The organism is Catellatospora sp. NPDC049133 (assembly GCF_040648455.1).
GTDB lineage: Bacteria > Actinomycetota > Actinomycetes > Mycobacteriales > Micromonosporaceae > Catellatospora > Catellatospora aurea.
Map to the genome: position 1 here is coordinate 19,913 of NZ_JBEZDT010000037.1, position 13,224 is coordinate 33,136.

15 protein-coding genes and 1 pseudogene are annotated in these 13,224 nt (G+C 71.4%); 1 reads left to right on the plus strand and 15 read right to left on the minus strand.

The window, feature by feature from the left end; all coding sequences use genetic code 11:
- The 8 genes from pheS to AB0B35_RS33070 all read right to left on the minus strand — a co-directional run bounded on the left by pheS (position 1) and on the right by AB0B35_RS33070 (position 5,644).
- A complete protein-coding gene (gene pheS / locus AB0B35_RS33035) occupies positions 1–1,092 on the minus strand; it encodes a phenylalanine--tRNA ligase subunit alpha (protein ID WP_360538659.1) in 1,092 nt (363 codons plus the stop codon).
- A gap of 228 nt (positions 1,093–1,320) precedes the next feature.
- Entirely contained in the window at positions 1,321–2,133 is an 813-nt protein-coding gene (locus AB0B35_RS33040; protein WP_361053068.1) for an RNA methyltransferase, read from the minus strand.
- Positions 2,134–2,141: 8 nt separating this feature from the next.
- Positions 2,142–2,513 carry a 50S ribosomal protein L20 gene (gene rplT, locus AB0B35_RS33045; protein ID WP_120320125.1) on the minus strand — a complete coding sequence of 124 codons (372 nt, stop codon included), beginning with the start codon at positions 2,511–2,513 and terminating at the stop codon, positions 2,142–2,144.
- Positions 2,514–2,554: 41 nt separating this feature from the next.
- Positions 2,555–2,749 (minus strand): 50S ribosomal protein L35, encoded by a 195-nt coding sequence (gene rpmI, locus AB0B35_RS33050; protein WP_120320124.1) that lies wholly within the window; start codon positions 2,747–2,749, stop codon positions 2,555–2,557.
- A 70-nt stretch (positions 2,750–2,819) separates the two neighbouring features.
- The gene (gene infC, locus AB0B35_RS33055; RefSeq protein ID WP_360538725.1) at positions 2,820–3,395 is read right to left on the minus strand and encodes a translation initiation factor IF-3; all 576 of its coding nucleotides are present in this window, start codon (positions 3,393–3,395) and stop codon (positions 2,820–2,822) included.
- Between the two features lie 345 nt (positions 3,396–3,740).
- Positions 3,741–4,205: a PH domain-containing protein gene (locus AB0B35_RS33060; RefSeq protein WP_361053072.1), complete on the minus strand. Its 465-nt coding sequence runs from the start codon at positions 4,203–4,205 to the stop codon at positions 3,741–3,743.
- A 207-nt stretch (positions 4,206–4,412) separates the two neighbouring features.
- Entirely contained in the window at positions 4,413–5,258 is an 846-nt protein-coding gene (hisG, locus tag AB0B35_RS33065) for an ATP phosphoribosyltransferase (RefSeq protein WP_360538650.1), read from the minus strand.
- Between the two features lie 113 nt (positions 5,259–5,371).
- Positions 5,372–5,644, minus strand: a complete 273-nt coding sequence (locus AB0B35_RS33070) for a phosphoribosyl-ATP diphosphatase (protein WP_361053075.1) — start codon at positions 5,642–5,644, stop codon at positions 5,372–5,374.
- A gap of 85 nt (positions 5,645–5,729) precedes the next feature.
- Between AB0B35_RS33070 and AB0B35_RS33075 the strand changes: the two genes are divergently transcribed.
- Complete coding sequence (locus AB0B35_RS33075) at positions 5,730–6,677, plus strand: NADP-dependent oxidoreductase (RefSeq protein WP_361053079.1); 948 nt, start codon at positions 5,730–5,732, stop codon at positions 6,675–6,677.
- A gap of 35 nt (positions 6,678–6,712) precedes the next feature.
- Here the strand turns inward: AB0B35_RS33075 and AB0B35_RS33080 are convergent, their stop codons facing one another.
- From AB0B35_RS33080 to rpe, 7 genes and pseudogenes are all read right to left on the minus strand, one after another.
- Complete coding sequence (locus AB0B35_RS33080; RefSeq protein ID WP_361053082.1) at positions 6,713–7,621, minus strand: GerMN domain-containing protein; 909 nt, start codon at positions 7,619–7,621, stop codon at positions 6,713–6,715.
- Between the two features lie 115 nt (positions 7,622–7,736).
- Positions 7,737–8,210 (minus strand): 6,7-dimethyl-8-ribityllumazine synthase, encoded by a 474-nt coding sequence (ribH, locus tag AB0B35_RS33085; RefSeq protein WP_203690014.1) that lies wholly within the window; start codon positions 8,208–8,210, stop codon positions 7,737–7,739.
- The gene (locus AB0B35_RS33090; RefSeq protein WP_361053085.1) at positions 8,210–9,442 is read right to left on the minus strand and encodes a bifunctional 3,4-dihydroxy-2-butanone-4-phosphate synthase/GTP cyclohydrolase II; all 1,233 of its coding nucleotides are present in this window, start codon (positions 9,440–9,442) and stop codon (positions 8,210–8,212) included. Before AB0B35_RS33090 ends, ribH begins: the two co-directional genes overlap by 1 nt.
- A gap of 85 nt (positions 9,443–9,527) precedes the next feature.
- Positions 9,528–10,130 (minus strand): riboflavin synthase, encoded by a 603-nt coding sequence (locus AB0B35_RS33095; RefSeq protein WP_203690010.1) that lies wholly within the window; start codon positions 10,128–10,130, stop codon positions 9,528–9,530.
- Between the two features lie 40 nt (positions 10,131–10,170).
- On the minus strand, positions 10,171–11,259 hold the full coding sequence (gene ribD / locus AB0B35_RS33100; protein ID WP_361053089.1) for a bifunctional diaminohydroxyphosphoribosylaminopyrimidine deaminase/5-amino-6-(5-phosphoribosylamino)uracil reductase RibD: 1,089 nt from the start codon (positions 11,257–11,259) through the stop codon (positions 10,171–10,173).
- Between the two features lie 268 nt (positions 11,260–11,527).
- A pseudogene (locus tag AB0B35_RS33105) lies at positions 11,528–12,475 on the minus strand (response regulator); the annotation flags it as partial.
- Positions 12,472–13,179: a ribulose-phosphate 3-epimerase gene (gene rpe / locus AB0B35_RS33110; protein WP_361053092.1), complete on the minus strand. Its 708-nt coding sequence runs from the start codon at positions 13,177–13,179 to the stop codon at positions 12,472–12,474. The pseudogene AB0B35_RS33105 and the gene rpe, both read right to left, overlap by 4 nt.
- Between the last annotated feature and the right edge of the window lie 45 nt (positions 13,180–13,224).

Consider the following 13,224-nt stretch of genomic DNA (forward strand, 5'->3'; position numbering starts at 1 on the left):
TCAGTGCACCTCCATGCCGAACGCGCGGGTGAACCGCACATCGCCTTCGATCATTTCCCGCATGTCGCTCAGGCCGTTGCGGAACATCAGGGTCCGCTCGATGCCCATGCCGAACGCGAAGCCGGAGTACACCTCCGGGTCGATGCCGCAGGCCCGCAGCACGTTCGGGTTCACCATGCCGCAGCCGCCCCACTCGACCCAGCGCGGGCCGTCGCGGTGCTCGGCGAACCACACGTCGAACTCGGCCGACGGCTCGGTGAACGGGAAGTAGTGCGGCCGCCAGCGGGTGCGCGCGTCCGGGCCGAACATCGCGCGGGCGAAGTGGTCCAGCGTGCCCTTCAGGTGGGCCATGGTGATGCCCTTGTCCACGACCAGGCCCTCGACCTGGTGGAAGACCGGCGAGTGGGTCGCGTCGAGCTCGTCGGTGCGGTACACCTTGCCCGGCACCACGACGTAGATCGGGGGCTTGCGGCTGAGCATGGTGCGCGCCTGCACCGGCGAGGTGTGCGTGCGCAGCACCAGACCGGACTCGGTCGCGCCGGTCGCCGACTCGGCGGCCTTCACCCAGAACGTGTCCATCAGGCCGCGGGCCGGGTGGTCGGGCGAGATGTTCAGGGCGTCGAAGTTCGCCCACTCCAGCTCGACCTCGGGGCCCTCGGCGATCTCGTAGCCCATGCCGACGAACAGGTCGCCGACCCGTTCCATCAGCGTGGTCAGCGGGTGGCGGGCGCCGCGGGGGCGGCGGTCCCAGGGCAGGGTGACGTCGACGGCCTCGGTCTCCAGCACCCGCTGCGCCTGCTCGGCTTCGAGGATCACGTGGCGCGCGTCGTACGCGGCCTGGATCGCGGTGCGGGCCTCGTTGACGCGCTTGCCCGCGTCGGACTTCGCGGCCGGCGGCAGCGCGCCGATCTCGCGGCGGGCCAGCGACACCGCGGAGCGGTCACCCAGGTGAGCGGCCTTCTGCACGGCCAGCGCGTCGAGGTCGGTGGCGTCCGCGAAGGCCTTGTCCGCCGCGGCGACGGCGTCGTCGAGGGCGGCCGGATCGAGCATCGCGGCCTGCTTGGGGTCGTACGGATCGTGACGGTATGTCATCAGAACTCCAGATCGGCAACCGGATCAGTCTAGGCGTAGGGCCAGGACGGGCACGCGCGGCTTCGCCGCCGCCCACCGGTGCGACCTGAGAGGAAGAGCTGAGCGCAGTCAGTTCCGCCGCCCGCCACCGGCGGGCTGGCTAAAGGAACGGCGCGTCATTCTCGGCTCCCTCTCGGACATCGTCTCGCCACGGAGCATACCGCGCGGCGCGCTCGCTCCGCGCGCCCGTTACCGGCGCTGGGCGCGGGCCGAGGCGTAGAGGCAGACCGCGGCGGCGGCGGCGAGGTTGAGGCTCTCGGCACGGCCGTGGATGGGCACCCGGACCGCGGCGTCGGCGGCGTCGCGCAGCTCGTCGGGCAAGCCGTGGGCCTCGGACCCGAACAGCCACGCGGTGGGCCGGGCCAGGGAGCCGTCGTCGGCGAGGTCGTCGAGGTCGGTCGCGCCGTAGCCGGAGGTGGCCAGGGTGCGCAGGCCCGCTTCACGCAGGGCGGCCAGGGTCGCGGCGGCGTCGGGGGCGCGTACCACGTCGAGGTGGAACAGGCTGCCGGCGGAGGCGCGTACACACTTGGGGTTGAAGGGGTCCACGGCGTCGCCGGCGAAGATCACGGCGGTGGCGCCCGCGGCGTCGGCGGTGCGCAGCACCGTGCCGGCGTTGCCCGGGTCGCGGATCTCGACGGCTACCGCGACCAGCCGCGGCGCGCGGGACAGGGCGGCTTCGAGGGGCACGTCCAGCAGATCGCAGACGGCGATGACGCCCTGCGGGGTGACCGTGTCGGCCAGCGACTGCATGGCCTCGTCGGTGACCACGGAGAAGTTCGCGCCGCGCAGCAGCGTGCGGTGGCGGGCGCGGCCGTCCTCGGTCACGAAGATCTCGCGGACCGCGCCGGCTTCGAGGGCCTCGCGGACCGCCTGCGGGCCCTCGGCCAGGAAACGGCCGGCCTTCTCGCGGTCGCGGCGGCGGTGGAGCTTGGTAGCGGCAACGACCCGGGGAGTCCGCTGTGTGAACAGCGGGTCCCCGGGTCGCTGGAAGTGCTGCGTCACCGACGAGCTCAGGCGGCCTGAGCCTCGGCGACGGCCTTCTTGGCCACCGCGACGATGCCGGCGAACGCGGCCTCGTCGTTGACGGCCAGGTCGGCCAGGATCTTGCGGTCCACCTCGACACCCGCGAGCTTGAGGCCCTGGATGAGGCGGTTGTACGTCATGCCGTTGGCACGAGCGCCCGCGTTGATGCGGGTGATCCACAGCTGCCGGAAGTCGCCCTTGCGGTCCTTGCGGTCGCGGTAGGCGTACTGCATCGAGTGGAGGATCTGCTCCTTCGCCTTGCGGTACAGGCGGGAGCGCTGGCCGCGGTAACCGCTGGCGGCCTCGAGCAGGGTACGGCGCTTCTTCTGGGCGTTGACCGCCCGCTTGACGCGTGCCATATCAGCTTCTCCTTCAAAAGTTCTTGGCTAAAAGGCGCGCGTCAGCGGCCGAGCATCTTCTTGATGCGCTTCTCGTCGGCCTTGGCCACCGGGACCGTGCCGCTCAGGCTACGGGTCTCCTTGGAGGACTTGACCTCCAGGCGGTGACGCAGACCGGTCTGCTCGCGCATGATCTTGCCAGAGCCGGTCACCTTGACCCGCTTGGCCATGCCGCTGTGCTTCTTCATCTTCGGCATTAGGAAGTTCTCCCTGTCACAAATCTCGCCGCACAGCGGGGGCTGTGCGGCAGGTGCCCATCGAGCGTCGTCAGGCCTGCGCCGAGGTCTCGGCCACGGCCTCCTCGGCCTCCGCACCGGTGCCTTCGTCGCCCTTGCGGGCGGCGATCTTCGCGCTGCGGTGCGGCGCGAGCACCATGATCATGTTTCGCCCGTCCTGCTTCGCCGACGACTCGACGAAACCGACCTCCGCGACCTCTTCCTCCAGCTTGCGCAGGAGGCGGAAGCCGAGTTCCGGGCGGCTCTGCTCGCGACCGCGGAACATGATGGTCACCTTGACCTTGTCCCCGGCCTTCAGGAACCGCACGACGTGACCCTTCTTGGTCTCGTAGTCGTGCGAGTCGATCTTCGGCCGGAGCTTCATCTCCTTGATGACCGTCTGCTGCTGGTTACGCCGGGCTTCCCTGGCCTTGAGCGCGCTCTCGTACTTGAACTTGCCGAAGTCCATGAGCTTGCAGACCGGCGGGCGTGCCATGGGCGCAACCTCGACCAGATCCAGATCGACATCGGCGGCCAGCTGCAGGGCGCGCTCCAGCGGGACGATGCCCACCTGCTCGCCCTCGGGGCCGACCAGTCGGACCTCACGTGCCCTGATCTGATCGTTGATGCGTGGCTCGACGCTGATGTGGCCTCCCTCAATCGTGGTCCGCACCGCCGGATTCGCGGCGATGCGCTTGGCGTCTGACCGAAAGCAGAAGGCCCAGGCGACAGCCTGGGCCCGCTCGACCGGTCTGGGTGCACGCCAAGTGCACGACCTGAGATCAGGACAGGAAACGTCCCTCATCAGGTGACCGGACCCGGCTCGCTCGGTGGCGAACGGGTGGGAGCAGGCGCTCCGCTTGCCTCCGGAGTGCCGGACCACGCCAGAGCATGATCACGGGCAACCGGAAAGGTCGACTGGCAAAGATTACCACAACCCGGGATTGCGCCTCCGGGCCGGGGAGGGTATGGCTCAGCTCACGGCCGGTGCGGGCTGCTCCGCGCGGGCGGCGGCGCGCAGCGCGCGCAGGGACTGCACCGCCTGCAGCGCGTACGCCCGGTCCACGGCCTGCACGGCGAGCACCGAGACGGTGTCGTCGTTCTCCAGCTCCAGGCTCATCCAGGGCTGGTTGCGCTCGATGTTGATCGCGCGCACGGCGCCCCACGGCAGCTCGTAGCCACCGATGATGTTGCGGACCCGCACGCCGTCGGCGTCGGCTTCGACCCGCGGCCGGGCCACGGCCATGATGCCCAGGGCGAAGACGATGCCCAGGCCGATCATGGCGTACTGGTCACCCGTGCGGAACACGCCCTCGCCGACCTCGGTCAGGGCGGTGCCGATGAAGGTGAAGAGCACCAGCACCGCGACCGCGGCGGCGATGCACACCTTCCGGGTGCGCTGGGGCCGGAAACTGACGCGCTGTCCCTCACTGCTCACCCCGCCGAGTCTGCCACGCGTGTCGCCGACGGCTCCCACCGCCACGGCCTGCCATCGACGCTGGCCTGTCCCATCGACTTTCCGATCCTCGGAGTCGACGAGATAGGCCGGCGTCTGTCGCATCGCAGGCACCGCACCCAGGGCGGCCACGGTGAGTCGGGTGACCCGGGGCAGGGGTGGCATCGCTCGCGCCCCGGTCACCGCCCGCTACAGGCGGCAGGCGTGGATGTCGGTGACCAGGATGGCGCGGGCGCCCAGGTCGTACAGCTCGTCCATGATCCGGTGCACCTCGGTGCGCTGGACCATCGCCTGCACGGCGACCCAGCCCTCGCGGTGCAGCGGCGACACCGTCGGCGACTCGATGCCCGGGGTGAGCGCCACCGCGCCCTCCAGCCGGTCGGCGCGCACGTCGTAGGCGAGCATCACGTACCGCCGGGCCACCAGCACGCCCTGCAACCGTCGCAGCAGCTGACTGACCGCACCGTTGCGCTCGCCCTCGGGCCGCCCGACCAGCACCGCCTCGGAGACCAGGATCGGCTCGCCGACTGGAACCAGCCCGGCCTGGCGCAGCGTCCCGCCGGTGGCGACGACGTCGGCGATCACGTCGGCGACGCCGAGGCGCACCGCGTTCTCCACCGCGCCGTCGAGCTTGACGACGTCGGCTTTGATCTCGTGGTCGGCCAGGTACCGCTCGACCACCCCCGGGTAGGCCGTGGCGACCCGCCGCCCGGCAAGGTCCGGCAGATCCCGCACGGTCTCCGGAGGCGCGGCGAACCGGAACGTGGCCGGCGCGAACCCCAGCGGCAGCAGTTCGCTGACCGGCGCACCGGAGTCGACGAGCAGATCCTGCCCGGTGATCCCGAGGTCGAGGTCCCCGGAGCCGACGTACACCGCGATGTCCCGCGGCCGCAGATAGAAGAATTCGACCCCGTTGTCGGCATCCACGCAGACCAGGTCGCGATCGTCCCCGCGCTGGCGGTAGCCGGCTTCGCGGAGCATGTCGGAGGCGGGTTTGGACAGGGTGCCCTTGTTGGGCACGGCAATGCGAAGCATCTCTGTGAACTCGATTCTGTGATCAAGGCTAGTTGATCATGAAGTTGTGGCGGCGACACACCGTCGAGCCGTGCCATAAGTTCATGATCAACCCGGAGGAGACACGGGCGGGATCACAGATGTCGGTAGACGTCCTTGAGGGTGAGGTTTGCGGCGAGCATCAGGACCTGGGTCTGGTAGAGGAGTTGGGAGATCTCTTCGGCGGCCCGCTCGGGACCCTCATGCTCGGCGGCCATCCAGGACTCCGCCGCTTCCTCGACCACCTTCTTGCCGACCGCGTGCACCCCGGCGGTGACCGCCTTGACGGTGCCGGAGGCCGGGTCACCCGCGGCCACCTTGGCCTGCAGCTCCTCGAACAGCTCCTCGAACGTCTTCACACGGGTCATTCTGCCCGATCCCGGCGCCGACGCCCGCAGCGCCCGGCCCGCGCGGCACATGCTGGGACGACCCCCGGGCGAGGATCATGGGGGTATGACCGAACGCATGCTCGCCGTACGCCAGGACAGCCTGGGCGGGCCGGAGGTGCTCCGGCTGGCCGAGGTGGACCGCCCCTCCCCGGGTCCGACCGAGGTGCTGGTGCGAGTCCGGGCCGCCGGGGTCAACCCGGTGGACTGGAAGGTGCGCACCCGCGGCGGCGCCTTCGGCCCCCCGCCGTTCACGGTGGGCTGGGACGTCTCCGGCGAGATCGCGGAGATCGGCGCGGGGGTGACCCGGTTCGCGGTGGGCGACGAGGTGTTCGGCATGCCGCGCTTCCCGCAGGCCGCGAACGCCTACGCGCAGTACGTCACCTCCCCGTCGCGCCACCTGGCCCGCAAGCCCGCCGGGCTGGACCACGTGCACGCCGCGGCGCTGCCGCTGGCCGCGCTCACCGCCTGGCAGGCGCTGGTCGACACGGCGCAGGTCACCGAGGGGCAGCGGGTGCTGGTGCACGCCGCCGCGGGCGGGGTCGGCCATCTCGCGGTGCAGATCGCCAAGGCCAGGGGCGCGTACGTGCTCGGCACCGCCCGCGCTGCGAAACACGAACTGCTGCGCGAGCTGGGCGTGGACGAGCCGATCGACTACACGGCGTACGACTTCGTCCAGGTCGCCAAGGACGTCGACGTGGTGCTCGACACGATCGGCGGCGACTACGAGGACCGCTCGCTGCACGCGCTGCGCCCCGGCGGCATCCTCGTCGGCATCCTCAACGCGGGCAGCGCCGCCGAGACCGCCCGCAAGGCGCAGGCGCTCGGCGTACGCGGCACCGGCATGCTGGTTGAACCCGACCACACCGGGCTGGAGGAGGTCGCCGCGCTGATCGAGGCGGGCCGGCTGCGCCCGCTGGTCGCGGCGACGTTCCCGCTAGCGGAGGCGGCGCAGGCGCACCAGCTGGGCGAGACCGGGCAGACCACCGGCAAGATCGTGCTGACCGTCGACTGAGCCGGCGGGGCCGCCACGCGACCCCGCCGGTTCGCTCACTTCACCGTGACGGTGTGGTTGTCGACGAACATCTTCGCGCCGTCGTTCTCCGAGATGTCGAAGACCTCGATCACGTACGTGCCGGTGGGCAGCGACAGCCGCAGTTTCGCCTCGCCCTGGGCCGGGCCGCCGGCGTCGAGGGTGATGAAGCCCTCGCGCACCACGGTGCTCCCCCGGCGGACCTCGTAGTTCATCGTGGCCTCGAAGACCATGCCGGCGACGTGCAGGGTGAAGTCCTGGGGCACGGTCGCGCCCTCCTGCGGGTCGATCAGCCACACCGGCAGAAGTGTGGTCGCGGCCGGGGCCCGGCGCAGCGGATCCTTGGTGCCGACGTGGCCCCACAGCTCGTCGACGGGTTTGCCGTCGAGGTGGATGCGCACCTTGGGTTTGCCGCTGACCGCCGTCGCCGTCCACACGAGCTGCTGCACGGCCTGGTGCGCGGCGAACGAGCCGGCGTCGCCGTTGATCCGCGCCCCGGACAGGTCGACCGTGACGGTGTCGCCGCTGACGGACACCCCGCGCACCCGGGCACTGGCCGGCCACATGCTGGAGTAGTCGGGGTCGTACGCGGTGCGGCCGTCGAGCATCTCGGCGACCGCGGCCTTGACCTTCGCCGCGGCCGAGCCGTCGCCGGTGGACAGCCGGTGAAACTCGCGGACCAGCTTCGGCTCGCCGCGGTCGTTGGCCAGGTAGTAGACGGCCAGCGCCCCGCTGGTGCCCGCGGGTGGGGCGGGTTCCTCGGTGGAGGTGGGCGCGCTGGGCGAGGGTGCGGTGGTGCCCGGCGCGGCCGAGGCCGACGGCGCCGCTGACCCCGTGGGGTCCGGTGAGGGTGTGGTGGGGGTGCACGCCGCCGTGAGCGCGACGAGCGCCACCGACGACAGCACGCGGAACCTCAACGCAGACATACCTCAGGTGTACGACTCCCCCGCCACCTCCACCACCCACCGTTAAGGCGAAAGCAAAGCAAGGGCACCTTCTTGACGAACGTCCGTGTAGAAGGTGCCCTTCCTTGCTTTGCGGTCAGCGGGTGAGGTGGCGGAGGGTGACGGCGGCGTCGAGGGCGGCGACGACCGCGCCCCAGCCCTTGTCCTCGCTGGACTCGGGCAGGCCGGCGCGGTCGCGGGCCTGCTCGACGGTGTCCACCGTGAGGACGCCGTGGGCGACGGGGGTGGACTCGTCGAGCGCGATGCGGGTCAGGCCCTCGGTGACCGAGGAGCTGACGTACTCGAAGTGGGCGGTCTCGCCGCGGATCACCACGCCGAGGGCCACCACCGCGTCGTGCCGGCGGGCCAGGGCCTGGGCCACCACGGGCAGCTCGACCGAGCCCGCGACGTGGGCGACCTGCACGTCGGCCACGCCGCACGCCTTGGCCGCGGCCTGCGCCCGGTCGAGCATCTGCTCGACCAGGTCGGCGTGCCAGCGGGTGGCGACGATGCCGAGGCTGAGCCCGGTCGCGTCCACGGTCGACAGTTCGGGGGCGCCGTGACCGGCCATCAGCTCAGCCCTTCCAGGTCGTCCAGGTCGGACAGGTCCAGCTCGTGGCCCATCCGGTCGCGCTTGGTACGCAGGTAGCGCAGGTTCTCCGGGTGCGGCCGGATCGGCAGCGCCTCTCGGCCCACCACCTTCAGCCCGTACCCGTCCAGCCCGGCGCGCTTGGCCGGGTTGTTGGTGAGCAGGCGCATGGTGCGCACGCCCAGGTCGTAGAGGATCTGCGCGCCGGTGCCGTAGTCGCGGGCGTCGGCGGGCAGGCCCAGGTCCAGGTTCGCGTCGACGGTGTCCCGGCCGGCGTCCTGCAGCTGGTATGCCTGGAGCTTGTGCAGCAGGCCGATGCCGCGGCCCTCGTGCCCGCGCACGTACAGCACCACGCCGCGGCCCTCCTCGGCCACCTTGCGCAGCGCCGCCTGCAACTGCGGGCCGCAGTCGCAGCGCACCGAGCCGAACACGTCGCCGGTCAGGCACTCCGAGTGGACGCGGACCAGCACGTCCTCGCCCTCGCCGATCTCGCCGTAGACCAGCGCCACGTGCTCGGCGTTGTCGTGTGTGGCGTGGTAGCCGACGGCGGTGAAGTCGCCGTACTCGGTGGGCAGGCGGGCCTCGACGACCCGGCTGACCAGCTGCTCGGTGCGGCGGCGGTAGGCGATCAGGTCCGCGATGCTGATCAGCACCAGCTCGTGCTCGGCCGCGAAGCGCTGCAGGTCGGGCAGGCGCATCATGGTGCCGTCGTCGTTGACCATCTCGCACATCGCGGCGGCCGGGTGCAGGCCGGCGAGCTGGGCGAGGTCGACGCCGGACTCGGTGTGCCCGGGGCGGCGCAGCACGCCGCCGGTCTTGGCGCGCAGCGGCACCACGTGGCCGGGCCGGGCCAGGTCGGTGGGCTTGGTGGCGGCCTCGCCGAGCAGGCGCAGGGTGCGGGCGCGGTCGGCGGCGGAGATGCCGGTCGTCACGCCCTCGCGGGCGTCGACGGTCACGCAGTACGCGGTGCCGCGGCGGTCCTGGTTCGTGTAGTACATCGGCGGCAGTTCGAGGCGGTCGGCCTCCTCCTCGGTGATCGCCACGCAGATGTAGCCCGAGGTGTAGCGCACGGTGAAGGCGACCAGCTCCGGCGTCGCCAGCTCCGCGGCGAAGATCAGGTCGCCCTCGTTCTCGCGGTCCTCGTCGTCGACCACGATGACGGGCTTACCCGCCTTGATCGCCGCAATGGCATCTTCGATGGTGTTGAGGCTCATGCCGCCACCTCGCTGCGCTCGCCGGCGACCTGAGCCTCAACCAGGCTGAGCTGCCCGATTCGTTCGCTTCGCTCACTCATGATGTTCACTTCGCTCCCCGCTGCGCTGCGACCAGCTTCTCGACGTATTTGGCGATGACATCGACTTCCAGGTTCACCAGCGCGCCGGGCTGCTTGCGGCCGAGCGTGGTGAGCTCCAGCGTGGTCGGGATCAGGCTCACCGTGAAGGACTCGTCGTCGACCGCGACCACGGTCAGCGAGATGCCGTCCACGGTGATCGACCCCTTCTCCACGATGTACCGGGACATGCCCTCCGGGAGCAGGATCCGGACATCTTCCCAGCCGCCGCCGGGGTTCTTCGAGGCGATCGTGCCCACGCCGTCCACGTGGCCCTGCACGATGTGCCCGCCCAGACGGGTCGCCGCGGTGACCGCGCGCTCCAGGTTCACCCGCTCGCCGGGGGCGATCGAACCGAGCGAACTGCGGTCGAACGTCTCCTTCATGACCTCGGTCTCGAAGGTGTCGCCCGAGGTGGAGATGACGGTCAGGCAGACGCCGTTGACCGCGATCGAGTCGCCGTGCTTGGCGTCGGACACGACCAGCGGGCCGCGTACGGTGACCGTGGCCCCGTCGCCCTCCCAGGCCAGGCTCACGACCTCGCCGAGCTCTTCCACGATGCCGGTGAACACTCGTTCCTCCTCGCGTGCCGGCGACTGGCGTCCGGCCGTGTCACAAAGTGCCGCTGTCCGCGCTCACGCGCGGACGGGCGGTCAGGCGCAGATCTGGCCCGACACGGTCAACATCTAGCACCTCGAGGTCGATGGCGTCCGTGATGGTTGTCACCCCCGCGCCGACGAGTGCGGCCGGGCCGTCACCGAGCAGCTTCGGCGCGACGTACGAGATGATCAGGTCGACGAGGCCCGCGGCCAGGAACGCTCCGGCCAGCCGGGGGCCGCCTTCGAGCAGCACGCTGCGGATGCCGCGGTGGTGCAGTTCACTGAGCACCGCGCGCAGGTCCACCCGGCCCTCGGCGTCGCCGCCGAGCAGCGCGGTGGTGGCGATCAGGGTCGGCGCGGCGCCGTCGCGCACTCGGGCGCCGGCGGGCGTACGCCCCTGCGAGTCGATCACCACGCGCAGCGGCTGCCGGATGGCCAGGCTGCCGGTGCGCAGGTCACGGGTGGTCAGGCGGGGATCGTCGGCGAGCACCGTGCCGACCCCGACCATGATCGCGTCCACGGTGCCGCGCAGCCGGTGCACGTCCATGCGGGCCGCCTCGGAGGTGATCCACATGCTGGTGCCGTCGGCGGCCGCGGAGCGCCCGTCGAGCGTGGCGGCGGTCTTCCAGATCACGTAGGGCCGTCCCCGGCGCACCGAGGTGAGCCACGCGATGTTGCCCTCCTCGGCCTCGGCGGTGCGCACCCCGGTCAGCACCTCGACGCCGGCGTCACGCAGGGTCTGCTCGCCGCCCGCGGCCAGGGGGTTGGGGTCGTCCACGGCGATCACGACGCGGGACACGCCCGCGCGGATCAGCGCCTGGACGCACGGGCCGGTGCGGCCGGTGTGGTTGCAGGGCTCCAGGGTGACCACGGCGGTGCCACCGCGCGCCTTCTCCCCCGCCTGGGCCAGCGCCACGATCTCGGCGTGCGGTCCGCCCGCGTACGCGTGGAAGCCCTCGCCGACGACGTGTCCGGCGGAGTCCAGCAGCACGCAGCCGACAACCGGGTTCGGGCTGGTGGTGCCCAGTCCGCGCGCCGCCAGCTCGATCGCCCGCGCCATGGCCTTGTCCTCGGCCGGGCTCACCGTGGGTAGCTGCCCCATCCGCTCGTACCTCCCTGCAGATGTCGTGCTCGCCTGCAGCCGTGACCGGCCTGGGCCCTCCGCCTCGCTGCGGACGGCGCCGAACGGCTGCTCCAGCAGGCGACGTGTGCCTGACCGGCACGCCAGTGTGTCACGCGTGCGGGCCGGTTTCGGCGGCGGTGTCGCTCTCTGTGACGCGCTGCTGGGGCAGAGCGGGCGAGGGCTCCGCCGCGGGCCGCCGCCGAGGCAGGGGCCCGGCCGGGTCCTGCGGCTCGGCCGGGCGGTCCGAGCGCTGGTCGAGAGCCACCCAGTTGCCGTAGTGCTTCTTGGCCGCGGCCTTCATCTCCGAGGCGACGGCGACCACCTCGCCCGGGTGGCGGAACACCCGGCTCGTCGACACGGCCACCCCGATCGACAGTGTGACGAGGTTGACCTCGAAGACCTTGCCGCGCCGGTCGACCACCTCCAGGTAGCCGCGGGCCGAGTCGACGGGGTCGTAGAGGGCGTCAGCGGCCCGCTGGAAGTCGTAGATGGCGTAGCTGGTGATCTCCTGCACCTGGGAGGGGTGGCAGACCACCACGAAGTCGTCGCCGCCGACGTGGCCCAGGAACGCGGGGGGCAGGCCCACCGACACCGTCGCCCGCCGCATGGACCGGGCCAGCGCGCTGATGAACTGGTCGCCGCGGCCGAAGCCGTACACGTCGTTGACGCTCTTGAACCGGTCGATGTCGACGTAGCAGACCGCGTAGTCGTCGCCCGCCTTCAGCCGGTCGGCGATCTCCCGCAGGATGCGGGTGTTGCCGGCCAGCCCGGTCAGCGGGGAGACCTCCCGTGCCTCCTGGTTGCGCCGCAGCGTCGCGCGCACCCGGGCGATCAACTCCGAGGTGTCGAACGGCTTGACGATGTAGTCGTCCGCGCCCGCCGCCAGGCCGGCCACCTTGTCGGAGGTGAGCGCCTTGGCGGTGAGCACGATGATGGGCAGCGCGGTGACCATCGGGTCGGCGCGCAGCCGCCGGGTGAGCTCCAGGCCGTCCATCTCCGGCATCATCAGGTCGACCAGGGCCAGGTCGGGACGGCGGTGCTCCAGCAGCGCCAGCGCCTCCGGGCCGCTGTGCGCGCTCATCACGTCGAACCCGTGCAGGCGCAGGTTGACCTCGACCACGCGCACGATGTCGGGGTCGTCGTCGACGACCAGGATCACCTCGGCCTGGCCGGCTGCCTGCGGCTCGGTGGTCAAACTGTCGTGCCCCCACTGTCCGATGTGGTCTGACGGGCGACGGCCGCCTGCGCCAGAGCACGCAGTTTACGACAGGCTTCGGCGGGATCGTGGGCTCCGTACACCGCGGTTCCGGCGACGAACGCGTCCGCGCCCGCCAGCGCCGCCGCCTCGATGGTGTCCGCGGCGATGCCGCCGTCGACCTCGATGCGGATGTCCAGGTGGCCGGCGTCGACGTGGCGGCGCGCGGCGCGCACCTTGTCCAGCATCTCCGGCATGAACGCCTGGCCGCCGAAGCCCGCCTTGATGGTCATCACGAGGATCGTGTCGAAGTGCGGCAGCAGTTCCAGGTACGGCTCGATCGGGGTGTCCCGGTCCACCGCCAGCCCGGCCAGGGTGCCGGCCGCGCGCAGGTCCTTGGCCAGCGCCACCGGATCATCGCACGCCTCCGCGTGGAACGTCACGTTGTACGCCCCGAGCTGCGCGTACGCCGGAGCCCAGCGTTTCGGGTCCTCGATCATCAAATGGCAGTCGAAGGGGATGCCGGTGGCCCGGCGCAGGCTCTCCACCACGGGCGGGCCGATGGTCAGGTTCGGCACGAAGTGGTTGTCCATCACGTCGACGTGCAACCAGTCCGCCGCGCCCTCGACCGCTTTCGCCTCGGCGGCGAGGTTCGCGAAGTCCGCGGCGAGGATGCTGGGGGCGATGATGATGTCGGGCGTCACACGATCAGCTTACGGAGCGTGAAGCGGGATTCGCTCGCCGCGTCC

What these genes read in the sequence shown, in the direction of transcription:
- pheS (WP_360538659.1), bottom strand. Translation starts at nt 1,092, where the DNA reads ATGACATACCGTCACGATCCGTACGACCCCAAGCAGGCCGCGATGCTC.
- rplT (WP_120320125.1), bottom strand. Translation starts at nt 2,513, where the DNA reads ATGGCACGCGTCAAGCGGGCGGTCAACGCCCAGAAGAAGCGCCGTACC.
- rpmI (WP_120320124.1), bottom strand. Translation starts at nt 2,749, where the DNA reads ATGCCGAAGATGAAGAAGCACAGCGGCATGGCCAAGCGGGTCAAGGTG.
- hisG (WP_360538650.1), bottom strand. Translation starts at nt 5,258, where the DNA reads ATGCTTCGCATTGCCGTGCCCAACAAGGGCACCCTGTCCAAACCCGCC.
- AB0B35_RS33070 (WP_361053075.1), bottom strand. Translation starts at nt 5,644, where the DNA reads ATGACCCGTGTGAAGACGTTCGAGGAGCTGTTCGAGGAGCTGCAGGCC.
- AB0B35_RS33075 (WP_361053079.1), top strand. Translation starts at nt 5,730, where the DNA reads ATGACCGAACGCATGCTCGCCGTACGCCAGGACAGCCTGGGCGGGCCG.
- AB0B35_RS33080 (WP_361053082.1), bottom strand. Translation starts at nt 7,621, where the DNA reads ATGTCTGCGTTGAGGTTCCGCGTGCTGTCGTCGGTGGCGCTCGTCGCG.
- ribH (WP_203690014.1), bottom strand. Translation starts at nt 8,210, where the DNA reads ATGGCCGGTCACGGCGCCCCCGAACTGTCGACCGTGGACGCGACCGGG.
- AB0B35_RS33090 (WP_361053085.1), bottom strand. Translation starts at nt 9,442, where the DNA reads ATGAGCCTCAACACCATCGAAGATGCCATTGCGGCGATCAAGGCGGGT.
- ribD (WP_361053089.1), bottom strand. Translation starts at nt 11,259, where the DNA reads ATGGGGCAGCTACCCACGGTGAGCCCGGCCGAGGACAAGGCCATGGCG.